The organism is Rhodobacter sp. 4.3.4, from assembly GCF_058724655.1.
In genome coordinates this window covers 2,407,514-2,429,919 of the sequence record NZ_CM178967.1, presented here as the reverse complement: position 1 = coordinate 2,429,919, position 22,406 = coordinate 2,407,514, and the positions used below count along the sequence as shown (strand labels likewise).

General features: G+C 64.4%; 25 protein-coding genes. 19 read left to right on the top strand and 6 right to left on the bottom strand.

Features of this window, described 5'->3' with window-relative positions; translation table 11 throughout:
* Positions 1-3: 3 nt before the first annotated feature.
* Positions 4-993: an aldo/keto reductase gene (locus AC4PTB_RS11780; protein WP_492190135.1), complete on the top strand. Its 990-nt coding sequence runs from the start codon at positions 4-6 to the stop codon at positions 991-993.
* A gap of 344 nt (positions 994-1,337) precedes the next feature.
* Here AC4PTB_RS11780 and AC4PTB_RS11775 read toward each other — a convergent pair whose 3' ends face one another.
* Both AC4PTB_RS11775 and AC4PTB_RS11770 read right to left on the bottom strand, forming a co-directional pair.
* Positions 1,338-1,451 carry a hypothetical protein gene (locus AC4PTB_RS11775; protein WP_492190134.1) on the bottom strand — a complete coding sequence of 38 codons (114 nt, stop codon included), beginning with the start codon at positions 1,449-1,451 and terminating at the stop codon, positions 1,338-1,340.
* A gap of 391 nt (positions 1,452-1,842) precedes the next feature.
* Positions 1,843-2,454, bottom strand: coding sequence for a cysteine hydrolase family protein (locus tag AC4PTB_RS11770; protein ID WP_492190133.1), 612 nt, complete (start codon positions 2,452-2,454; stop codon positions 1,843-1,845).
* A 111-nt stretch (positions 2,455-2,565) separates the two neighbouring features.
* Here AC4PTB_RS11770 and AC4PTB_RS11765 point away from each other — a divergent pair, with 111 nt between their 5' ends.
* Positions 2,566-3,168, top strand: a complete 603-nt coding sequence (locus AC4PTB_RS11765) for a TetR/AcrR family transcriptional regulator (RefSeq protein WP_492190132.1) — start codon at positions 2,566-2,568, stop codon at positions 3,166-3,168.
* Between the two features lie 123 nt (positions 3,169-3,291).
* Here AC4PTB_RS11765 and AC4PTB_RS11760 read toward each other — a convergent pair whose 3' ends face one another.
* Positions 3,292-3,678, bottom strand: coding sequence for a nuclear transport factor 2 family protein (locus AC4PTB_RS11760; protein ID WP_492190131.1), 387 nt, complete (start codon positions 3,676-3,678; stop codon positions 3,292-3,294).
* A gap of 254 nt (positions 3,679-3,932) precedes the next feature.
* On the opposite strand from AC4PTB_RS11760, the gene AC4PTB_RS11755 reads away from it, so the two are divergent.
* Positions 3,933-4,406, top strand: a complete 474-nt coding sequence (locus AC4PTB_RS11755; protein WP_492190130.1) for an NUDIX hydrolase — start codon at positions 3,933-3,935, stop codon at positions 4,404-4,406.
* A gap of 21 nt (positions 4,407-4,427) precedes the next feature.
* Here the strand turns inward: AC4PTB_RS11755 and AC4PTB_RS11750 are convergent, their stop codons facing one another.
* Positions 4,428-4,979 (bottom strand): TetR/AcrR family transcriptional regulator, encoded by a 552-nt coding sequence (locus AC4PTB_RS11750; protein ID WP_492190129.1) that lies wholly within the window; start codon positions 4,977-4,979, stop codon positions 4,428-4,430.
* Positions 4,980-5,058: 79 nt separating this feature from the next.
* Here AC4PTB_RS11750 and AC4PTB_RS11745 point away from each other — a divergent pair, with 79 nt between their 5' ends.
* On the top strand, positions 5,059-5,937 hold the full coding sequence (locus AC4PTB_RS11745) for an alpha/beta hydrolase family protein (RefSeq protein ID WP_492190128.1): 879 nt from the start codon (positions 5,059-5,061) through the stop codon (positions 5,935-5,937).
* On the top strand, positions 5,934-6,404 hold the full coding sequence (locus AC4PTB_RS11740) for a hypothetical protein (protein ID WP_492190127.1): 471 nt from the start codon (positions 5,934-5,936) through the stop codon (positions 6,402-6,404). The genes AC4PTB_RS11745 and AC4PTB_RS11740 overlap by 4 nt, the downstream gene beginning before the upstream one ends.
* A gap of 293 nt (positions 6,405-6,697) precedes the next feature.
* On the opposite strand, the gene AC4PTB_RS11735 is transcribed toward AC4PTB_RS11740, so the two are convergent.
* Positions 6,698-7,312, bottom strand: a complete 615-nt coding sequence (locus AC4PTB_RS11735) for a plasmid pRiA4b ORF-3 family protein (protein ID WP_492190126.1) — start codon at positions 7,310-7,312, stop codon at positions 6,698-6,700.
* A 637-nt stretch (positions 7,313-7,949) separates the two neighbouring features.
* Here AC4PTB_RS11735 and AC4PTB_RS11730 point away from each other — a divergent pair.
* The 9 genes from AC4PTB_RS11730 to AC4PTB_RS11690 all read left to right on the top strand — a co-directional run bounded on the left by AC4PTB_RS11730 (position 7,950) and on the right by AC4PTB_RS11690 (position 16,011).
* Entirely contained in the window at positions 7,950-8,966 is a 1,017-nt protein-coding gene (locus AC4PTB_RS11730; RefSeq protein ID WP_492190125.1) for an AAA family ATPase, read from the top strand.
* 45 nt (positions 8,967-9,011) lie between these two features.
* Complete coding sequence (locus tag AC4PTB_RS11725; protein WP_492190124.1) at positions 9,012-9,539, top strand: DUF6634 family protein; 528 nt, start codon at positions 9,012-9,014, stop codon at positions 9,537-9,539.
* Between the two features lie 51 nt (positions 9,540-9,590).
* Entirely contained in the window at positions 9,591-10,028 is a 438-nt protein-coding gene (locus tag AC4PTB_RS11720; RefSeq protein ID WP_492190123.1) for a hypothetical protein, read from the top strand.
* A gap of 173 nt (positions 10,029-10,201) precedes the next feature.
* Positions 10,202-10,837: a hypothetical protein gene (locus AC4PTB_RS11715; protein WP_492190122.1), complete on the top strand. Its 636-nt coding sequence runs from the start codon at positions 10,202-10,204 to the stop codon at positions 10,835-10,837.
* On the top strand, positions 10,834-11,196 hold the full coding sequence (locus AC4PTB_RS11710) for a hypothetical protein (protein ID WP_492190121.1): 363 nt from the start codon (positions 10,834-10,836) through the stop codon (positions 11,194-11,196). Before AC4PTB_RS11715 ends, AC4PTB_RS11710 begins: the two co-directional genes overlap by 4 nt.
* A gap of 195 nt (positions 11,197-11,391) precedes the next feature.
* Positions 11,392-11,871 (top strand): hypothetical protein, encoded by a 480-nt coding sequence (locus AC4PTB_RS11705; RefSeq protein WP_492190120.1) that lies wholly within the window; start codon positions 11,392-11,394, stop codon positions 11,869-11,871.
* On the top strand, positions 11,871-12,689 hold the full coding sequence (locus AC4PTB_RS11700) for a hypothetical protein (RefSeq protein WP_492190119.1): 819 nt from the start codon (positions 11,871-11,873) through the stop codon (positions 12,687-12,689). The genes AC4PTB_RS11705 and AC4PTB_RS11700 overlap by 1 nt, the downstream gene beginning before the upstream one ends.
* Positions 12,690-12,796: 107 nt before the next feature.
* Entirely contained in the window at positions 12,797-14,959 is a 2,163-nt protein-coding gene (locus AC4PTB_RS11695; protein ID WP_492190118.1) for a TnsB C-terminal domain-containing protein, read from the top strand.
* Positions 14,956-16,011 (top strand): TniB family NTP-binding protein, encoded by a 1,056-nt coding sequence (locus tag AC4PTB_RS11690; protein WP_492190117.1) that lies wholly within the window; start codon positions 14,956-14,958, stop codon positions 16,009-16,011. The genes AC4PTB_RS11695 and AC4PTB_RS11690 overlap by 4 nt, the downstream gene beginning before the upstream one ends.
* A 284-nt stretch (positions 16,012-16,295) precedes the next feature.
* Here the strand turns inward: AC4PTB_RS11690 and AC4PTB_RS11685 are convergent, their stop codons facing one another.
* A complete protein-coding gene (locus AC4PTB_RS11685) occupies positions 16,296-17,168 on the bottom strand; it encodes a glycosyltransferase family protein (RefSeq protein WP_492190116.1) in 873 nt (290 codons plus the stop codon).
* Positions 17,169-17,360: 192 nt separating this feature from the next.
* Between AC4PTB_RS11685 and AC4PTB_RS11680 the strand changes: the two genes are divergently transcribed.
* The 5 genes from AC4PTB_RS11680 (at position 17,361) to miaB (ending at position 22,185) form a co-directional block, all read left to right on the top strand.
* Positions 17,361-18,170 (top strand): alpha/beta fold hydrolase, encoded by an 810-nt coding sequence (locus AC4PTB_RS11680; protein WP_492190115.1) that lies wholly within the window; start codon positions 17,361-17,363, stop codon positions 18,168-18,170.
* 6 nt (positions 18,171-18,176) lie between these two features.
* Positions 18,177-20,318: a putative bifunctional diguanylate cyclase/phosphodiesterase gene (locus AC4PTB_RS11675; protein WP_492190114.1), complete on the top strand. Its 2,142-nt coding sequence runs from the start codon at positions 18,177-18,179 to the stop codon at positions 20,316-20,318.
* A 72-nt stretch (positions 20,319-20,390) separates the two neighbouring features.
* Positions 20,391-20,555 (top strand): hypothetical protein, encoded by a 165-nt coding sequence (locus tag AC4PTB_RS11670; RefSeq protein ID WP_492190113.1) that lies wholly within the window; start codon positions 20,391-20,393, stop codon positions 20,553-20,555.
* A complete protein-coding gene (hemP, locus tag AC4PTB_RS11665) occupies positions 20,552-20,713 on the top strand; it encodes a hemin uptake protein HemP (RefSeq protein ID WP_013066849.1) in 162 nt (53 codons plus the stop codon). The genes AC4PTB_RS11670 and hemP overlap by 4 nt, the downstream gene beginning before the upstream one ends.
* 152 nt (positions 20,714-20,865) lie before the next feature.
* Positions 20,866-22,185: a tRNA (N6-isopentenyl adenosine(37)-C2)-methylthiotransferase MiaB gene (miaB, locus tag AC4PTB_RS11660; protein WP_492190112.1), complete on the top strand. Its 1,320-nt coding sequence runs from the start codon at positions 20,866-20,868 to the stop codon at positions 22,183-22,185.
* Positions 22,186-22,406 lie beyond the last annotated feature (221 nt).

Below are 22,406 nucleotides of genomic sequence, written 5' to 3'. Positions count from 1 at the left end.
ATCATGAAAACACGCAAACTCGGCGCGCGAGGACCGGAGGTCTCCGCCCTCGGTCTCGGCTGCATGGGCCTGAACTTCAGCTACGGCACTGCGCTTGAGCGTCCGGACGCCGTGTCCCTGATCCGTCGTGCGGTGGACCTTGGTGTGACGTTCTTCGATACGGCCGAGATCTACGGCCCCTTCACAAACGAAGATATTGTGGGAGAGGCGCTGGCCCCGGTCCGGGATCGCGTGGTGATTGCGACCAAGTTCGGCTTTGGCGGACCGGATGGCAAGCTGACCGGCCCGGACAGCAGTCCGAAACGAATCCGTGACGCCTGCGAGGGATCGCTCAAACGGCTGGGAGTCGAGGTAATCGATTTGCTCTACCAGCACCGTGTCGATCCCAAGACGCCGATCGAAGACGTGGCGGGCACGGTCAAGGACCTGATTGCCGAGGGAAAGGTTCTGCATTTCGGCATGTCTGAACCCGGGGCCGCGACGCTGCGGCGGGCACATGCCGTGCAGCCGGTGACGGCGCTGCAAAACGAATATTCGCTTTGGACGCGCGGACCGGAAACCAATGGAATTCTCACCGCCTGCGAGGAACTGGGCATCGGCCTTGTCCCCTACAGCCCGCTTGGGAAGGGCTTCCTGACCGGGGCGATGAACAAGGATACCGCTCTGGCCGAGTCCGACTTCCGCAAGACCCTGCCGCGCTTCACGCCTGAGGCGATGGAGAAGAACCAAGCGCTGGTCGACCTGCTCAGGCAGATCGCGGCAGAGAAGGACGCGACACCGGCGCAGATCGCTCTGGCTTGGCTCTTGGCGCAAGCGCCCTGGATCGTGCCCATTCCGGGAACCAGCAAGGCCTATCGGCTCGAAGAGAACGTGGGTGCCGCCGAGATTGTCCTTACGACGGAGGATCGCGCGCGGATCAAGGCCGCAACAGCGAATATTCATATCGAGGGCGAGCGGTACACCGAGGCTGGCCTGAAGACCGTTGGTCTCTGATATTGCGATCTGAAAATGAGCGTCTTAGTTGATCCTCGCTGCGCCCGAACTTTTCGGTTTCGGGCGCGCTGCCGTCATTCGTCGTAGACGTCATCGATTGACCCGCTTGAGCGCGATCTTACCGGTGAAGCCTCGGAGCACGCGTGTGATGTTCGGCTGATTTCTGCAAGCGCAATGCGGCAGCCTAACGGTAGGCTTCCAGATCCTCGCGCCTCCGCCAAGCCTTAGGCAGGCATCCGCACGTCCATCCGCTTCGCGCCGCATACGCTTATTGCTGCAGCGCGCTCGAATGACCGGTTCGGAAATTGCCGCTGGAAGGGCCGACCGGCGGCAATGGGCCGACGTTACTCCGTCAAATCATCCAGCCTCACGCCAAGCGCATCGGCCGAGGCGCGCAATGTCGCGACCGAGCCCTGCTTTCGGTCGGTCTCGATCTCGGCCACGGTGACCCGCTTCACGCCCGATTTCTCGGCCAGTGCAGCCTGGGGCAGGCTGCGCAGATCACGGTAGACACGCAGGGCGCTTTCGCCATTCAGAAGGCGGTTCGCATACTCCGCCGGGATCAGTTCGTCCTCTCCTGCCGCAAGCCGCGCCTTGGCGCGGTCATGGCTTTGCAGGTCGGCCAGGTCCGGGTTTGGGGAGCTGCACCTGATCCGGAACCGCGTTTTTGAGGGTCAGGACGGGGACAGGTGATGCCTCGGGATCATCGAACGGGGTGTCAGTCCCAAGTTCGTCGCACCGGCAGGCCCAAGCGCTGCCGCAGGGGGGTACCCGAGGTCTTTGACACGAAGGGCACCGGAGGTTCGCTGACGCGCCCCCTCGGCGCCCTTGGCCGCTGGGCCCTGCGCGTCAGCCTTGCAACTGCGTCAGCAGCTCACGGGTGGTGAAGATCTCATGGGCGATGGTGGGGCCGTTGATCGCATGCGCCGCATGCATCGCCGCGTCGCTGAAGGCCGCCGTCGAGTCGGTGACGAGCGTCACGTGATAGCCGAGTTCCTGACCATATCGCGCCGTCGCCTCGATGCAGGTGTTGGCGATCATGCCGATGAGAATGATCTTTCGGATGCCACGCTGCTTGAGAAGCATGTCGAGATCGGTATTGGCGAAGCCGCTGGAGCCCCAGTGTTCCTGCACGACCACGTCGCCCGGCTGCGGTTGGAAATCGTCGTGGAACTCTCCGCCCCAGCTCCCTTTTTCGAAGATCAGCAAGTCCGCGCTGCGGCGCTGATAGGGGGTCGGATGCGTCCAGTGATCGAGATCCCCATGCTCGTGGCGATGGTGCGGGACGAAGAAGATCGGAAAGCCCCCCGCCCGAGCCGTCGCGATGACGGCGCGCAGATTGTCCAGAAGGCCGGCTTTCTCGGCGATCTCCTTGACGAGGGGCCATGCCTTTCCGTCTTCGCTCAGAAAGTCGTTGTAGGGATCGACGAGCAGGATGGCGGTGTCGTTGGCAGCATACATGGGGCGGTCCTTCCGGTGTTTGACTTGCGCAGGGTGCGGATGAGTCTTATAGCGTATGACGGAACTCTATATCAATATAGAGTATTGTCAAACGCTATTTGGGAGCCTGCAATGGGACGTTCGAGCAAAGAGCAAGCGGCGGCCAATCATGAGCGGATCGTGTCTGCTGCGGGCAGGTTGTTGCGCGCGCGCGGTTACGATGCCGTCGGCATTGCCGAGGTGATGCGAGAGGCGGGGATGACCCAGGGGGGGTTTTACAAGCATTTCCCGACCAAGGAGGCGCTTGCGGCTGCGGCCTGGGCTGACGGCTTCGACAAGGCGGCGTGCAGCTGGCGCGAGATCGGTGCGCAGGCCGCTTCGATTGCGCCGCTGGTCGATGCCTACCTGTCGCCGAAAGCGCCCGACTGGCGCTGCCCGATCGTGGCGCATGGCGAGGAGGCCGGGCGGATGCCGCAAGACAACGCCTTGCGGGGGGTCTTCCTCGCGGGAGCGGAAAGCCTTTACGAGACCTTCTTGCAGCAAGCGGAAGGGAAGATCGACCCGGGCAGGGCCAAACTTCTGTTTGCCGCGATGATCGGGGCCAACCTGCTGAAAGGCACGGGGCAGGCAGGATGGATCGACGACATTGTCGCGGCCGTTTCCGATGCGGCGCAGGGCGCGGCGACGGCGGGGCCCCCGTCTTGCGACGCGCGGGACGATCCGGCCCGGGGCTAGAGGCTTGACGCCGAGGGGGTGATCGCCCGGTCAGCTGTCGCGCGCCGGTCGACCTCGCCCCCCCCCCCGCCCTCCTCCCCGGGGGCCGGAGGCAGCAGCCTTGCGCCCCCGGTCCGCCATCGGTCAGGCGCGTTTGAGCGCTTCGAAGTCGCCGCGCAGGGGCGCGGTGTCATAGATGATCGTCAACTTTGCGAAACGGTCGCGGGTCTCGGAGAGCCGGAACACGTCGACGCATTCGAACGACACCGTGTTGCCGTCGCAAAGCGTCCAGAGATACTGGAAATGCAGCGCAATCGCCGCCCCGTCGTCGGTGGCCTCGAACACGTTGAGAAGCGTGGTTTCCGAGCGCGACGTGTCGGCGAAAAGGTCGCGGTAGAAACTGACCGCAGGGCTTTCGCCGTAAAGCGGCGAGACGACCGTGGCGTCTTCGCAAAATAGGGCAAGCACGTCATCGAGGCTGCCGCGGTTGAGGGCGTCGAGATAGTCGATACACAGTTGTCTGGTGGTCATAGCAGGCTCCGGTTCAAGAGCCACGACCGGGGGGAAGAAGATCCAAACCACCCTGTCGTGGCGGTTTGGGATCAGAAACGTCCTTTACCGCCTCAGGGACGGCGGTAATACATGCCTTGGGCAGTTTTGAGACGCGAACGGATCATGGCGAAGATGTATCTGAGTGACGGAAGCAGTGCAAGGACAGCTCGTGGGGCCGCAGCCCGGGCAATCTTGCGACTTTGCTCGGGCCTGCAAGATCGGGCAAGGACAGCATGACCCTTGTGCATCGCCGCGTGATCCGGGCTATTTTGCTGACCCCCGAGCGCCGAGTGCTGATGATGCGGATCCGGGTCGATGGCGGGCGCCATCTCTGGGTTCCGCCCGGCGGCGGTCTCGAGGACGGAGAGACCCCCGAGGCCTGTCTGCGCCGCGAACTGGAAGAAGAAGTCGGGCGGGCCGGGGCCGTGATCGGCCCGCGCCTCTGGGAACGGCAGCATACCTTCAGCTACGACGGGCGCCGCTATTGCTATCGCGAGGACTATTATCTGGTCGAGACCGGGCCGTTCGTTCCGGTGATGCGCGATGCCGAGGAGGCGCGGATCCTTGACGAATTCCGCTGGTGGTCGCTTGACGCGCTTGCAGCCACGCGCGAACCCCTTGCCCCGGCCGGGCTGCATGCCATCGTGACACGCTATCTGGCGCAGGGGGCGCCAACGGCCCTGACCTGCGAAGTCATTGTCGATTGACCTCTGGCCCCCCGACCAGGGTCAGACGGCGCGCCGCAGATCCTCGGCCAAGGCGACGAAAGGCGCGTTCGATTGCTGCGCATAGGCCATGACCCAGGCCCCCTGCAGCTTGATATGCAAGGCAAAGGCCGCCCCGCGCGGATCGGCGTGACCAAGCCTTGCGGCATGCCCGGCGATGCAGTCGGTCCAGCGGCCATAGACCTCTTGCGCCGTCACGCGCAGCGCGGGTTCGATCGGAACCGCTTGCAGGATGCTCAGCACCGGACAGGCGGGCACATGGGTCTCGGAGGTCACCGCCGCCGCGATCGCCTCGCAACTCCGCAGCGCGCCCAGCTCGAACCCGGGGGCCGCCCCGAAGGTGCGGTCCAGAAGCGCCTCGAGCCATGCCCCCGCCCAACGGGTCGCGGCATCCGCCAGCTCCACCTTGCCGCCGGGAAAATGATAATAAAGCGAGCCCTTTGGCAGCCCGGCCTCGGTCAGGATTTCCGCGAGCCCGACCCCGGAATACCCTTTCAGACGAAAGAGCCGGGAGGCGGTGCGCAGCAGCAGGTCACGGGAAGTCGGTTCACTCATGAAAAAGAGATAGCGGCGATGGACCGATTGGTCTACATCACTATTGGACCGATCGGTCTACGGATTTGACGAGGCGCAGATGGACAAGGTTCCGCAAAGGTGGGCTCCGCAAAGGATCGAGATCCCGGCTGACGGGGCGCGGCTGATCGGGACATGGTATCCGGCCCCGGGGGCGGCCCGCGCCAATCTTGTGCTGCATGGCGCAACCGGGGTGCCGCAGCGGTTCTACCGCCATTTCGCGGCTTGGGCGGGGGCGCGCGGGATCGGGGTGCTGACCTATGATTACCGCGATTTCGGTTGCTCCGCCGTCCGGCCCCTGCGCGAGAGTGCTGCGACCTTTGCCGATTGGGCAGTGCGCGATCAGGCGGCGGCGCAAGAGGCCTTGGCCATTCTGGCGCCCAAGGGGCCGCTCTGGGTTCTGGGCCACAGCCTTGGCGGTCTGGGCCTTCCGTTTCACCGCGCTCCGGATCGCGTCGAGAAGATCGTCACGATCGGGGCGGGCATCGGCCATTTCACCGACCACCCGTGGCGGTATCGGCCAAAGGTTCTGGCGTTCTGGTTCGTGCTGGGGCCGGCCGCGACGGCGATGGCCGGCTACATGCCCGGCAAAAGATTGCTGCTGGGCGCGGATCTGCCCGCCGGGGTGTATTGGCAATGGCGCAGATGGTGTACCCGGCGCGATTTTTACGACAGCGACATCGGCCATTCCCTGCCCCGGCCGAACTACGCCCTCGAGGGCCCCGAAATCACGATCTGCACCGCCAGCGATGACATGGTCGTGCCGCCGGTCGCCGTCCGGCGCTACGCCGCGGCGCTTGCCCCGTCGGGCGCAAGCTATCGTATCTTCGCTCCGGCGGACTACGGGCTCTCGTCGCTTGGACATGTCGAAGTCCTCGCCCGCGACAAGGCCCCGCTCTGGGCCGATCTGCTCGGGCTTGGAGAAAAGGGGAACGGATGAGCGCGAAAATGACCTCGATGTGCGAAAACCACAGGGCGAACCGGGCCCGCCGCGTGATCTTTTGGGCCAATATCGTGATGATCGCGATGATCGTGATCCATGATGCCGATCACCTCCGGCAAGCGAACAGCTGGTGCTACACGATCAGCGCGCAGTTGTGGCTCGTGAACATCGCCGTTTATGTCCCAAGCCTGCTGGCGCTGGCGCTGGCGCTTTTGTGGCGCGGCGTCGGGGCGGGCTTTGCGACGATCCTCAACGGCCTTCTTGTCGGCGCCGCCTTTTCCGAAGTGCATCTGTGGCGCCCGTCGATCCCGGTCTGGGGCATCTGGAACGACAATTTCTTCATCCTCGGGGTCGACTGGATCAGTTGGACCATCCTCGCCCTGACGGTGCTTGTCGGAGCCCTCGTCGCCACCGCCGGGGCCTATGCGCTCGGCCTGCAATGGGAGGCCCGGCGCGGCGGATGACACGATTTCACTCTCTCGTGCGAATGTTACACCCCACGTTGCCCCCCACAGCTGGCCGGAATGGATTGCTCGGCTCCATCGCTGCGCCTTGCCTGAACGGCCGCTTCGAGAAAAGGCGCGTCGAGCCGCGACCGGCCGCTCTGGGCCGGGCACGTCGAGCAGGCCGTCGCCTTCGCAGAGGGCGGGTTCTGCGGTCTCAATGCAACAACCGCACCGGCTGCCTTTGCTTGCTGAACTTGCCCCTTGAGCCCACAATTTCTTTGTAGCCGGGCGTCTGCCGCGGCCACACATCCTTACCCCTTCTTCGGCTTCGGCTGATGCAGGCGCCGCGCAGCGTTGGAGCGCATCGCGTTGCGCAGGTCCTTGTTGATCACCTCGAGATCGAACCACTCCGGGTCGAAATGCCCGCCCGCCCAGCGGAGGTTCGACGCGTGATCGTCGTGTTCGGGATCGCGGATCACTTCCAGAAAGTCGCCATAGGACCAAGGTCCGCCGACATCTTCGGGCGGGCGCGCCCGGGCGCCGTCAAGGCACTGCGCCTGTTTCGGAGCAGCCTCGACCTCGGGCCAGGCTTCGATCCGAATTTCATGCTGCCAGTTGTCGCCGAAATCATAGACGTAGACGAAGACCGCCTCGGGCTGGCCCAGAAAATCGAGAAGGCGCACATCGGCATAGTCAAAAACCCGAGGGCCGTCGAAGCCATCATCCAGCAGATCCGGATCGCCATAGCGCAGCCCGCCGATGTGGAATTCGTGCAGATGCGCATCGGTCCAACCGAAGGCCGCCTGCAGAACGCGGTGGAGCTTGGCAAGGGTCCAGTCCGACGGGACGAGCAATCGGCGCCAGATCGGCGGGTCGATTTCGATCAGCCTGACGTGAAGTTGCGCGACCTTGCGTTGCGAAAACACCTTCTCTCTCCTCCCCGATGCCCGGTGCTGATCATGGCGGCGAGGGGCGGCGTTGTCACCTGTTTCGGCGCCGGGCGGGGGCGGCATGGGGCGGGTGCCCGGCCAGAAGCCACGCGCGATGGGTCTTTTCGCATCGCGGATGCCCCGGGCATGTATCGCGCCGCAACTTTTTCCCATTGCCGGGATCGAGGCGGGGAGGGCGGTGCCCGGCAATTGATGCAGCCACCCCACGGCGAGATAAACGTCGCGCGGTTCAGTTTTTCACATTTCCTTTTTAAGTCAATACCTTAGTATTGACTCGAGCTGTCTCTTGGGCCACCATCACCTCATCAAAGCTCTCCGAATCCATCCATGAGGCCTTGCCGCACTGACCTTGAACGGTTGGTCGTGGTCTGGCCGCCCACCCGCATATCTCTGACCCCGCGAAGCTGCGCTGGCAGTTTTCGCACCGCCTCAACCTGCGCTCCGACCGATCTTCGTCGGTCGTGGTCGCATGACTGGAGCATATCATGTCCTACCTGACGTCTCCCGCTCGCGGGCTTGCCCGCGCATGTCCGCCGCCCTCGTCGTGCCCCCCTAGCAGCCGGGGCATTCGCCGTCCTTCGCGCCATTGCGCCGAGGTGTCGGAGGGAGCCCGATGACCGAAAGGATCGATATCGTCTCGCCTTTGCTCGACGTCGCAGACGCCGCCGAACTGATGGATGCGCTGCGCAAACGCTGGCGCGCGCGTCACGGCAACATGGCGTATTTTGCGGGAAACCGTTTCCAGACTCGCATCGAAGCCTGCGTCAAACGCAAGCTCTCCAGCGTGCCCGGCTTCATTGCGTTGCGGCCCGAACAACGCGAGCCGCTCCGTCGTCTTGCGCGCGAGGGCGCGCGCATTCTGGGCCCGCAGACCGCGCATGAAGTCGATGAGCTGGTTGCGGCGTTGCATGCCGAAGCGCCCTGGATAGCGGCAGTCTCTGCGGCGATCCAGCAGCAGTTGTTGGCCGCTCTCTCCAATGGCCGCAAAGGGCTGCGCCTGCCCCCGATGCTGCTCGTTGGCAGCCCGGGCTGCGGCAAGAGTCATTATGCTCGCCGGCTCGCAGAGTTTGCTGGCGTACCGCTCAGGCGGATCGACGTCGGGTCGGGGTCTTCGGGCTTCCGTGTCGGCGGCGTGGAACGGGGCTGGGGCAGCGCCACGCCCAGCGTACCCGTCGAGACCCTGTTAGCGACGCGTGTGGCCAACCCGCTGATGCTCGTGGATGAAATCGACAAGTCGGGCGTTGTCTACAGCGATCGTGGCATGAGTACGTCCATCGCAACGAGCCTGCTCGAAGTGCTCGATCCCGGGACTGCGGCGCATTATGAGTGCCCGGTCCACCGGGTGCGGATCGATGTCTCCAACATCAGCTGGATCTTGACCGCGAATGACCTTCGCGGCGTCCCTGCGCCGCTGCAAGATCGGTGTCGTGTGATCCATGTGCCGGAGCCGGGACTGCCGGATCTTTTGCGGCTTTACGACCGCATGACTGCCGACATCGACGATGTGGATACCGTTGCTGACGGTCGTACCCATCTGGCTGTCCTCGGTGCCCAGGGCCTGAGCCTGCGCAATTTGCTGGCCTGGGTCGCGGTGGTCCGCGGCTACGCTCATCGGCCCCGGCATCACTGAACTGGCGCAGTTTTTCGCACATTTGCAAAAGCAAGGAGGCCCCGTATGACGCCCGACGAGATCATCGATCCGCTGCGCCCCATGCAGCACCTATCCGACACGCTGCGCAACACGATGCATCCGCATCAAGGGGGGGCGCGCGATATCGCCCCCGAAATCCCCATTTTGCTTGGGACCTACCGATGGATGCAAGGCTCGGATCCTGCGGCTCCAATCTTGGGGCGCGATCTGGTCAGCTTGTGCGACTATCTCGACGCGCTCGCCGACGCCGAGCCGGAGGCGATCCACCTTGCCGATGCGCCCCTGATCGAACGCTGGTGTGGCGCGGTCGTTGAAGATCTGCCAGTTTTTGTGGGTGTCGTCTCTGGCCACCCGCGGTTGCGCGAAGGCGCGCGCACAGTCACGTCGCCGCTTATTCGCATCGCGCCGAGCGAGGGCTGGGCACGCACATTTTCGCGCTATTATCGGCTCGGCCGCCCCGATCAATCCGTTTTTGCCGCACTGCTCGCAGAGGGCCGCTTGCATCCGGGCGCACGGCGTTTCGACATTCCAGATCTCGGGGGCTGGACCTGAAGACTCTGGGAGGGGTATTCCGTGCCCACGCCCGAATATATAGGAGACCCGATGTCCCGAGACGCCGAAATCCGTGACAAGCTTGCCCGGCTCGAGGCCCTGTTCGCGCGCGGCGCGACCGAAGGCGAGCGCGCCGCCGCCGGAGCTGCGATCGACCGCCTGCAGGCTCGCCTAGGGTCTGCGGCACCCGCCGACGAGCCGGAAACCGAGATGCAATATACTTTCCCCGACAGCTGGTCGGTGCGGATCTTCATTGCGCTCTGCCGCAAGCATGGCGTTCGTCCCTACCGCTATCCCCGACAGCGTCGCACCACAGTGATGGTCCGCGTGCGGCAGAGCGCGTTCGAAGCAACCGTCGCGGCGGAATTTCGCACGCTGCACCGCGAACTGATCGGATATTTCGACGAGATGGTCGATCACTTGATCGCCGACGCGATGCGCAGTGATGGCAACGACGAGACCCTGGAGCAACGCCAGATCGCAAAGTGAGGCGCTGCGCCAGCGGGGGCGCGATCAGGGCTGCAGATCGACCGAAGATCATGGACCGGTCCGGACGGGCCAACCAAGCTCAACGAAATTATATCCCGAAATATTTTCTTTAGCCTTGCGCTGCGAAAAATTGTGCCCTAAATCATAAGCACGAACGCAGAAGGACCCTTCCCATGGCGAACTCGACCCAGATGGCTCTCAAGATCGCGGAGATCTTCGGCGTATCGCTCGTCAGCACCGAAGTGGTCAGCCGTGTCCTGATGGAACATGGGCTTCGCAAAAATGGTGGGCGGGGGCGCGGCGCGCTACCGATGGACGCGATTGACTTTTTTCATGTCAGTTTGGGTATCGCTGGCGGCGTCGCCATGAAGGAAGCACCCGCATTCATTCGCGCGGTGACCGACCTCAAACTGCTCGATGGAGCCGTTTGGGCCGACGAAATCGAGCTATGGCACGCGTCAACCCAGAGTGAGGGACTTCTCGCAATTCTGAGCAACGTCATGGCGGAACAACTTGAAGGTGTGAAGATCTTCCCGAGTTTGGGGCCATTCATCGCGGGATGGATCGAGGGATTGGCCGAAAACCAACTCCCGCACGGCAACAAGGGGCGCGCGAGCCTCGAGATCAGCCACGCCGATATCACCGCTCCCATCGCGGTGTTCAAGTTCTTTGATGACGAATACGACATCTCTCTGAAATTCATGCCTGACGACTTGTCTGAGAAGGAGTGCCCCGACTGGGAGCGCAAGACGGTCTTTCACGACCGGGTCATTCGAAAACTTTCCGCAGCGTACCGGAGCGAAAAATGACCAGCGCATTCATGCCCAGTTTCGGCGACTCGGTGTCTGAGAATGTCGCGCCCATCCCCACGGGCACCCTCAATATTGGCACTCCGCTGCTGCGATTCATTGCGATCCTGATCGTATTGTTGCGCGCAGTTGCAAATTCCGTTTCGGTTATGGCTCCATGCCTGGCCGCGAAAAATTCGGGCGGGAAAATGCAAGTGACGTGCTGGCAACGCAACTACCGCGCCGGGGCCGTCAGCGATAAAGTCCCTTCATTCCATTTTTCGCACATGGTCGAAAAATGTATTTCTTGCAATGAGTTGGCAGTCATGGCCACCTCGTTTTCGCAAGCAGGCCGGACGGCGATAGGCATAATAGCCTGATCAATCCGGTCGGCGAAACGCCGACAAATACACCACAACCATTCTGCCCAGCAATGCCCTGACCGTGGCCACGGTCGCGCTTTGCCTGAATCCTGACCTCCATCGTCATGACGGCGATGGCACAGCCCGCCTCGCAAGAGGCCTCCCATGGACCCGTAACCCGGACCCCTCGACAAGTTCGAGAAAGGAGAAGCTATGCGTGAAGAAATCTCTATCCAATTGGCGCTGTCGCTCTACCAGCGCGAAACCGTCCGCCCTGAACTCGCGCCCGCCGTCGAGATTCTCGACGCCCATGCCCCCGATGCGGCCGAACTCGCGGTGGTGCTGATCAACGAATTTCTGCGGGATCCCGGCGAGATGAAGGAGGCTCTTCACCGCCGTTATGTCGCGGAAATGGGCGGCATCAATCAGCGGCGTACGACTGCGGGGCAGTCGCGGATCAAGGGCGTTTCCGCGTCCGATTTGTCCCGGATTATCAACATCGTCTCCATTCTGGGGGACTCTCTCTATCGCGTGTTCCTGGGGCTCCCCCTGCTCCCTTACCACCCCGATCCCGGGGACGATATCGCGCAGTTCTTCTCTGAACTGCGGGGTCGCTTGATGACCGAACTGGAGGCGGCCGGCAACGGCCAATTCCCTGCGTATAAAGCGATTTCGTCGAATGGGGGGCTGTGATGCGGGGTATCCACGCCATGATCGACGCGCACCGCCAACGCATGCAGAGCGTCAAACAAAAGCTCGGCTATATGCCGGAAAATCAGCCGCCGAAATGCGCCCCGCGTAAGGCTCCGTCGCCGTTTGAGGGTCCGAAGCCCCGGGCGGTGATCCCGGCCATTTCGGCGCGCAAGGTGATCCGCAAATCCACCGCGAGTTGCCGTCTGAGTGTGTCTGCCCGCCACGTTGGCGACGATGCCATCATGATCCGCGAGCAGGAAAGCTACCAAGAATATAGGATTTTCGTTTGCCTCGAAAACAACCCGCTGACGGAGCGTATCGACACTCAGGCTCTTCGGGTCACTTATGAGGACAAGCGGATCGACAAGGACCGGCATCACTATCCCGACCTCATCGTGCGGTTGCGCGACGGTCGCAAGATCGCGGTCCTCGTCAAGCCCTGGAAGCTCTCGCAGGACAAGGAGTTCCTGACAAAGGTTGCGATGATGCGTGCCGATCTCATGCCGGAACTGTTCGACAATATTCTGGTCCGGACGGAGCGCCATGTGACGGAGGTGCAATTCCGAAATGCTCTCCTGATCCGGAACTATCGTCGTTCGCAGGATCCTGACGCGGACCAGCAGATTGCAGCCTTCGCCGCCACCCTCGCCGACGAAATCAGCGTGCAAAGCCTGATCAACTGGACCGGCCTCGGCGAACGCGCCTTCCCGGCGGTGGTCCGCGCCATCGGCAACGGCCTCTTGTCGGTGCGCCCGGGCACGCTGATCGAACCTGACGGCTGGGTCATTCCCGCCGGCATGGCGCCCGGCCACATCTGATCCCTCGCGAAATCTTCGAACGCCCAACGCCTGCGCACCCGAGCGCAGGCGACCGGGGCCCTGCACCCAACTGCCACCCCACTGGTCAGCCAACACAGGAGTATGAAATGACCAAATCTGCCGCCCGCATCGCCAATCTTGAAGATCTGGTCTTTATCGGCACCACGCAATACTGCGTCACCGAGGTCACCGAGGCCGGGCTCTGGCTCGAAACCCTGAGTGAGCCGCGCCTGCGCAAGTTTCTGGATTTCGCGGCTTTGGAAAAGCTGCGCCTCAGCCCGGATTATCGCGTCATCAAGGGGTATTTCACCGCTGAGCACCGGCGCGAGCGGAAAACGGCCACTGGCAGCATCCTCGCCCGTCTGGACAATGATGAGACGGAAAAGCTCAACGCCAATGTCGCAATGACGGAGTGGCTGCTCGCCAAGGAGCGTAACGGCGAAATGTCCCGCAGCGACGCGAGCATGAAGGCGCAGCTTCCGGCGCTGAAGGCGCACATGGATGTCTACGCCCATGCGGGGCGCAAAAAAAATCATCGCACCAAGCGTGCCGTTTTCGATGTGCCCTCGCTCAAGACCATGCGCAAGATGATGAACGCCTACACCGAGGCGGGGAAGGATCTCCTTGCCCTCGCCCCCAAAAAGGTGACCCGGCCTTCGGCTCGGCGGCTTGATCTTGCGGCCGCCAGCATCTTGCGCACCGTGGTGCGCGCTGAATATCAAAGTCGTCAGCGTCCGGGCGGCAGCTTGGTGCTCACGGCGGTGGAAAATGCCATCGACGAAGAAAATGCCCGCCGGAGGCAATGCGGACAAGACCAGCTTGAATACCCCTGCCTGCGGACGGTCTATCGCGAGATCGACAAGCTCGATCCGCTCGAGACCTATGCCAATCGTCACGGAGAAAAGGCGGCGAAGAGCAAGTTTAAGATCACCGACACCGGTTTGATGGTCACGCGCCCTCTCGAGCGCATCGAGATCGACGAGGTTCAACTCGATGTCTTGTCGATCGCAATCGACAGCGGCCGCGCAGCGAAAATGACGGTTGAGCAATTGCGCAAGCTCGAGCGGACGCGTCGCTGGGCCGTCGTGGCGATTGATGTCGCGACGCGCTGCATCCTTGGCATCGTCGTCACCTCGGCGCCGTGTCGTGAAGCGACGTTGCGGGTGATGGAGCAGGCCACACGCAACAAAAGCGACATCGCTGCGGCGTATGGTTGCAAAAGTGACTGGTGCCAAGGCGGCCGGTGGGAATTGGCCGTCATGGACAACGGGACAGGTTTCGTGCCCCAGCGCATCCGTATGGCGGCGGCCGCCATGCAGGCAAGCGTGATGTATACCGAAGCCGGAGAACCCAGCCAACGCGGAACCATCGAACGTTTTTTCCGCACTGTCGGCACGAAGGTGATGCCGCTCCTGCCGGGTCGCACCTTCTCCAATACCCAGGAACGCGGGGACTACCCGAGCGCGGAAACGGCCTGCCTCACTGATGATGAATTGACGCGTATTTTGGTCAAATGGATCGTCGATTGCTATCATCATGAGCCCCATTTCGGTTTGGGCGGCGAGACACCCGCACATGCGTGGGCGCGGCTGACGGCCAAATATCCGCTTGTCGATGACTTGTCTGGCTACGAACGGCGGGAGGCGTTCGGACGCCGCTTCCGCAGGCAAGTGACGGGCCGTGGCATCATCCTGTTCGGGATCGAGTATGCGAGCGAACTCACCGCCCATATCCACCTGCACGAGAAGAACGATATGCTGGACTGTCGCGTCGATGAGCACAATCTGGGGTGGATTTCGGTGCTTTGGGACGGTGAATGGCACCCGCTCAGGGCGAAATGGGATTTCTTCGACGGGATCCATCTTGCCGACTGGCAGGAGACCCTGGCCGTGATGCGCGCACAGAACAAGCTGCTCGCGCGAGAAAGCAGGCGCACGGTCAAAGATACCCTGAACAGCGTTCGCGCCATCGTCGATGCCGCGAAAACGCGCTGCAACGTCGGCCCGGACTCGTTGAACTCGAAAACTTTGATCCGCATCGAGAAGGAAATTACCCGCTCGATGAGCCACATCGATCAGAGCCCCAACGCCATCGAAGCCGCCGATGGGCCGACGCTCGGCGCGCTGCTCGAAGACGATTTTGACGATATGCTTCGCATCGCCCAGTGCGAAGTCGCCGCAGACGCGGCGACGCCGCCCGCCTCCGCCAGCGGGAACAATGACAGCCGGACCGACGACAACGACGACGATTACGTGGAGATTTCGGAATGACGACCGCTGCACCCCGCTCCAACGAGACCCTCGAACGCATCAAGGCGGCGGCCACCAAGAACGCCGCTTTGGAAGCGAAATTCGTGCGGACCAAGCGCTATGACCATGTTTTTGAGGAAATCCTCATGTTGCATGAACAGCGCAAGGCGGCGGCAGCCACCGGAACCTTGCGCAAGGCCCGTGGACTGGCTCTCTTGGCGCCGACGGGCAGCGGCAAGACCCGCACGCTCGACGTGCTCTTCTCGGAGCTCGAAACCCTCAACGGCAAGAGCGGCCGCCCGGGCGACCGCCTCATCCTGTCGGTGAAGGTGAAAACCCCGGCCAACCTGAAGTCCGTCGGCGTCGCAATCCTGCGGGAACTCGGCTGTATCGGCCAGGACTCCCCAAAGCGTCGTGACACCGACAGCGCGTCCGACATCTGGGAGGTGATCCATTGGCAGTTGCAGCAGCAGGGTGTCGAGATCCTCCATCTCGATGAAGCTCAGGATCTTTTGGAAAGCGCCAATGTTCTTCAGCGCCGCGCCGTCCTGAGCACCCTCAAGACGCTCACCCAGAACGATCAATGGCCGGTCTGTCTCGTTCTTTCGGGCACCGAGACCCTGCAGGTGCTGCTCAACGAGGATCCTCAGCTCGCGCGTCGGCTCAATGTGATCGGCATTCCTGCGCTCGCCTATGCGACTGATCGCAAGATGCTGACCAGCATCCTGACGCAGTTTGTCGAAGGGGCGAGGTTCGAAACCGGTGGGCTCGATCAGGACGATTTTCTGCCGCGCCTGATCGCCGGTTCGGCAAATCGGCTCGGAGTTTTCATGGAGCTGGTTATCGGGGCGATTGTTGCGGCGACACTTGACGGGTCTTCGAAAGTGGAACTTCGGCATTTTGCGGCAGCCTTCGAACGTCGCACGGATTGCGCCAGTGCCGAAAACCCGTTTCTGGCCGAGGACTGGCACAAGATCGATGTCTGGAAGCTTTTTGCAAAGGCGATCGACAAGCCGGAACCTGGCCGCAAGCCGCGCCGCAAGAAATCCGATCCGCCGCCGGACGACCCGTGATCGCAGGATCATCCGCTTCGACGAAAAGGCCCGATGTTCGCATCGGGCCTTTCGCATTTGTTCCTCACGCGTCCTGGAAGGCGCGCACCGCGTGCAAAATGCCGGAAGAAATTTGCGGGCCTGATGAATGGCAATTGCGGCACTTTCTATGGCACGAAATCGCGCCCCGACGAGGGGGCTAATTTTTACACATATATTACAATACGTTAGCAAGTAACGAGTTCGTGATGTCGGTGAATTGCGGCAAGTTTCAATGGCACAGCACACTTACACGCGGCCCCCGTTCAGAACCACTGCCCGGGTTCCATCAGGCCCAGATCCAGCAGCTGGCGGCTCGACCATTCGAAGGGCACCGAATTGTGCCAGCGGAACGTCGGGATGTCATAGGTCGAGCCCGGATTGCGCTTGAGCGCCTTGGCCACCCGGAAAGACGCGATCGCCGCCGTCAGATTGTGGTGCCAGGGACAGGCAAAGGTGTTCCGCTCCTCGTCCGAGAGCGTGTGATCGGCGCGCAGCATCAGCCCCGGGGCGGTGCGGAACAGCGCGATCCGGTCGATCTTGCGCCGCGCCGGGGGGATATGCTCGTCGAAGCGCCAGCGCAGGCCGCCGAAGAAATCCAGCTGCCGTTCGCGCGGGCGGCCCTGATTGTCGGGATCGGGGCGGCCAAGCGCGTAATAGCCGGTGCGGTCGAGCATCGCCTCGGCCAGGTTCACCCCGTCGGGGTTCCGGCCCAGATCGGCCGCATAGAGGTCGATCACATAGCTCAGCATGCCGAAGCGGCGTTCCTCGGTGTGAAAGGCCAGCATTTCCCGCACCGACCGGGTCTCGCAGAAGGGGAAGAACAGGTATTCGGCGTTGAAGCCGTAATAGAACCAGGTGCCCGCCGGTGCCGCGGCGATCAGCGGATTGAGCGCGTCCAGAAAAGCCTCGGGGTGATCGGCGATCCAGGGAATGCGGTGGACCTGCGCCGCAAGATCGTCGGGCAGGCGCAGCGCCGCGGGGGCGCACAGGATCAGCGTGCGAAAGCCCAGCTTCAGATGGTGGCGCAGCGTGCTGTCCACCTCGACCAGATCCTCGGCCAGGATCACCGCCACCGGCCCTTGGGCCAGAACCTCGCGCGCCATGTTCAGGAAGTCGGTCTGGGAAGCGTAGTCCATGCCCTTGGCCCCTTTTTGCGCAACGTCGCGGATGGCGCGGGCAAATGCAAGCGGGCTTGACCGGCGCGGACGCGGGCGCGGGCCGGGGGCCGGGGGGCAAAGATTTTCGCGTCGCAAGGTTTGCAGAACGAATTTTGACCGGTAGACTTATCTTTGCGGCACGACCGATTCAACTTTCGGGGGCAAGGGCGGATGCTTGACGGCCTGGATTGCAACCTTTGCATGCTTGGCGGGCAGGGGGCGCCGGTGGTTCTGGCGCATGGCTATGGCTGCGACCAGACGGTCTGGAAAGACGTTGCGCCGCCGCTTTCGGCGCGGCATCGGGTGGTGCTGTTCGATCACGCGGGCTGCGGCCTGGCCGATCCGGCGCTTTATGACCGCCAGCGCCACGCCCGCCTGCAGGGCTATGCCGGGGATGTCGTCCGCCTGCTCGCGCATCTGGATCTCGGGCCGGTGCGCTTCGTCGGCCATTCCGTCTCCTCGATGATCGGCGCGCTGGCGGCGCTGGAGCGGCCCGACCTTTTCGCCGAGCTGGTGATGATCGGCCCCTCGGCCTGCTATCTGGACGAGGAGGGCTATCACGGCGGGTTCAGCCGCGACATGGTCGAGGACCTGCTGGCCCTGATGGACCGCAATTTCCTCGGCTGGGCCGCCAGTTTCGCGCCGATTGCCACCGGCAATCCCGACCGGCCGGATCTGGCGCGGGACTTCGCCCAGCGGCTGCAGCGCAACGACCCCGAGATCGCCTCGGCCTTTGCCCGCGCCACCTTCTTTTCCGACACCCGGGCGCTCTTGCCGCGGCTGCGGGTGCCGGTGCTGATCCTGCAATCGCCCGACGATCCGATTGCGCCGGAAACCGCGGTCGATTTCGTGCATCGGGCGATCCCGGGCAGCCGGCTGGTGCGGCTCGACAGTTCCGGCCATTGCCCGCATATCAGCCATCCGCAGGCGGTGGTGGCGGCGCTGCGGGCGGCCTTCGACACCCCCCCGCCGCAGGTCTGACCCGCGATGTGCCCGCCGCCGCCAGAGCCCGTTCCGGTCTGCGCGAGGCCCGCTTCCGATCCTGCCGCGCAGGACGGCGCCGCCGCGCGGGAAGCGCCCTGCGGGCTTTTGCAGCTGGATGCGGCCGGGCGCATCGAAAGCGCCAATGCGACGCTGTGCGACTGGATCGGTCGCCCCGCCGCCGAGGTGATCGGTCGGCTTGATCTGCCGGGGCTGCTGTCGCCGGCGGGGCGGCTGTTCTGGACGACGCAGCTTTTGCCGCAATTGCGGCTGAACGGGCGGCTTGACGAGGCGTCGCTGGCGCTGCCCGACCGCCGCGGCGGTGCCCGGCGCTGTCTGGTCTCGGCGCGGCAGACTGCGGGCGGGGGCTGTGCGCTGGTGCTTTTCGAGGCCGAGCGGCGGCATCTTTTCGAGGAGGATCAGGCGCGCGAAGTGGCGCTGGCGCAGACCCGCGCGCATTGGCTGGCGCAGATCGAGCGCATGGCCGAGGTCGGCGCCTGGTGCTGGGACCCGGTGCTGGACCGGCTGCAGGGCTCGGACCGGATGTTCGACATTCTCGGGCTGCGGCCCGGCCCGGCGGACCGGCTTGACACGCTGCTCGACCGGCTGGTCTCGGAGCCGCTGCGCAGCCAGCTGCGGGCCTGTCTTGCCACGCCCGAGGCGCTGCATCCGCCGCTGGATCTGGAGGCGGCGATCCGCACCCCCGATGGCGCGCTGCGGCAGATCCGGCTGTTTGGCGAGGCGCTGTGGGCGCGGGGCCGGGTCGAGCGGGTGCAGGGTGTCGTTTGCGACATCACCCGGGCGCAGGAAGACCGGCAGCGGCTGTGGCGGCTGGCGCATCTCGACGATCTGACCGGGCTGGCGAACCGGCATCATTTCCGCGGCCAGCTGCGCGAGGCCTGTGCCGGGGCGGAGCCGCTGGCGCTGGTCCTGATCGACATTGCGGATTTCGGCGCGGTGAACCACCGCCTCGGGGCGGATCGCGCCGATGCGATCTTGCAGGAGATCGGCGGACGGCTGGCGGCCTTGCTGCCCGGGGCGGGGGTCGCCGCCCGGCTGGTGGGCGACGAATTCGCGCTGCTGCTGCCCGCCGCCGACCCCGATGCGGCGGCGCGGGGGCTGGCGGCGGCGGCCGCGGCGGCGCTTGAGCTGCCGCTGGCCGGGGTCGGCGGCACGGTGCGGCTGCGCGCGGCGATGGGGCTTGCGGCCTTTCCCGAGGATGGCCGCGCCCCCGAGGCGCTGTTTGCCCGCGCCAAGGCGGCGCTGAGCGAGGTCAAGCGCGCGGGCGGCGGCGCCGATTTCCTGCGCGGCGCGATGCTGGCGCGGGTCGATGCGCGGCGGCGGGCCATCGGCTGCGTGCGCGACGCGGTGCAGGAAGACCGGATCCGGGTCTGGTATCAGCCGAAGCTGCGGCTGGCCGATGGCGCCCCGGATGGCCATGAGGCGCTGGTGCGGATCTTCGACCGGGCCGGGCAGGTCAGCGGCCCCGGGGATTGGGCCGAGGCGCTGGACGATCCCGAATGTGCCGCCCTTCTGGATGCGGCGGTGCTGCGCCGGGTGCTGGCCGATCTGCGCCGCGCCGGGACGGGGACAGGGACAGGGACAGTGTTGGGCCGGGTGGCGGTGAATGTCTCGGAGCACAGCCTGCGCCGGGGCGATTTCGCCACGCATCTGCTGCGGGCGCTGGCGCGGGCCGGGGTGGCGCCGGCGCAGCTTGAGCTGGAGATCGTCGAGACGGTGCTGGTCGATCAGCGCACCCCCGAGCTGGTGGCGGGCTTCGCGCGGCTGCGCGCGGCCGGGCTGCGGATCACGCTCGATGATTTCGGCACCGGCTTCGCCTCGCTGTCGCATCTGCGCGATCTGCCGATCGACGGGCTGAAGATCGAGAAATCCTTCGTGCTGGGGCTGCAGGCGGATGCGCGCAACGCGCCGATCCTGCGCGCCATCGTGATGCTGGCGCAGGCGCTCGGTCTGCACACCGTGGCCGAGGGGGTGGAAAGCGCCGAGGTGGCCGATCTGCTGCGCGAACTCGGCTTCGAGGCCGCGCAGGGCTATCATTTCGGCCGCCCGCAACCGTTGCCAGAGCCGCAACCTGTGCCGCAGCCCGAGCCCGCGGCGGCGGCGGCGTGCCAGAGTGTATCCGACTAAAAGAATCGGACTTTACATACCTAATAATTTCTGTCAGGTTTCGGTCATCGATCGCAACCCGAGGATCCGCCCATGGCCCTTGCCCTTTCCTTCCGCACCTGTCCGGCCGCGCCGCAGCGCGACGACCGGGGGCAGGTTTCCTTCTCGCTCTCCGATCTGGTCGCCGCGCTGTGCACCGGGCTTGATCACGCCCACCGCCACGAGGCGGTTCTTGACCGGAGGGAGGGGCGCGCATGAACATGAGCCTTCCGCTGTCGGGCAGCGCCACCCCGGTCCTGCCCGCGCATGACGCCCGCATCCTGACCCGGGGCGGCAATCTGGCGCAGATCGACCTCGACGGACAAACCTACACGCTGCGTATCACGCGGCAGGGAAAGCTGATCCTGACCAAGTAAGATCGCGGTCGGCCAGCGTCCCCGCACTCTCTCATCGCTGACTTGGGGGCCGGGCAACCGGCCCTTTTTTTTCGCTCTGGCGGCACCGTCCCGCCGCAAAACTTGCGGCATCGGCGCGTTTGCGGTATCGGGCGCCAACCCCGGGAGGCCCCATGTCCGACGCGCCGAAAAAGCTGCACATCAAGACCTATGGCTGTCAGATGAACGTCTATGACAGCGAGCGCATGGCCGAGGCGATGGGCGTGCAGGGCTATACCCTGACCGACGATCCGGCCGAGGCCGACATGGTGCTGCTCAACACCTGCCATATCCGCGAAAAGGCCGCCGAAAAGGTCTATTCCGATCTGGGCCGGCTGCGCCCCTTCAAGGAGGCGAAACCGGGCCTGACGATCGGTGTCGCGGGCTGTGTCGCGCAGGCCGAGGGCGAGGAGATCATGCGCCGGATGCCGCTGGTCGATCTGGTGGTGGGCAGCCAGAACTACCACCGCCTGCCCGAGATGGTGGCGGCGGTGGCGCGCGGCGAGCGCCCGGTGGACACCGAATTCCCCGCCGAGGACAAGTTCGACAAGCTTCCCGAACGCCCGGTGCAGACCCGCCCCACCGCCTTTCTGACCGTGCAGGAGGGCTGCGACAAGTTCTGCGCCTTCTGCGTCGTGCCCTATACGCGCGGCGCCGAACTCTCGCGCCCGGTGGCCCGCATCCTGTCGGAGGCGGAAAAGCTGGTGGCCAAGGGGGTGCGCGAAATCACGCTTCTGGGTCAGAACGTCAACGGCTATCACGGCGAGGGGCCGGAGGGCGTCTGGGGCCTTGGCCGTCTGGTGCGGGCGCTGGCCCGGATCGACGGGCTGGACCGCATCCGCTACACCACGAGCCACCCCAATGACATGGCCGAGGATCTGATCGACGCGCATGGCGACGAACCGAAGCTGATGCCCTATCTGCATCTGCCGGTGCAATCGGGCTCGGACCCGATCCTGAAGGCGATGAACCGCAAGCATACCGCCGAGGACTATCTGCGCCTGGTCGGGCGGCTGCGGGCGGCGCGGCCCGATCTGGTGCTGTCGTCGGATTTCATCGTCGGCTTCCCCGGCGAGACCGAGGCCGATCATCAGGCCAGCCTCGATCTGATCCGTGCCGTGGGCTTTGGCGCGGCGTTCTCGTTCAAATATTCGCCGCGTCCGGGCACGCCCGCCGCCAGCCGCACCCCGGTCGCGGCCGAGGTGGCGGATGCCAGGTTGCAGGAGCTGCAGGCGCTGATCACCGCGCAGCAGAAGGCCACGCAGCTCTCGATGGTCGGGCGCGCCGTGGGCGTGCTGTTCGAGAAACCCGGCCGTCTGCCCGGGCAATGGGTCGGCAAGTCGGATTACCTGCATGCGGTGCATGTGGCGGCCGAGGGCATCGGCCCGGGCACATTGGCGCAGGTGAGAATCACCGCCTCGGCGCCGAATTCGCTGGCGGGCGAACTGCTCTGACCCGCTGGGGCAGTCCGGGACAGCGTTCCCGATAACGGGGCCGTTCGGGCCTTTGCGCCGAAACTGTCCCAATTCATGCGGATTGCGCCCCGGTTTGTTCCCGCTGGCGCCACAATAACCGGGCGAAAGCCCTTTCCTTGGCTCAAGGTTTTGTTACTGTGGTTCATGTTCGTTAACGCCCCGGTCCGGCCCGGCCGGGGTGGTCCATATCGAGGAGGCGT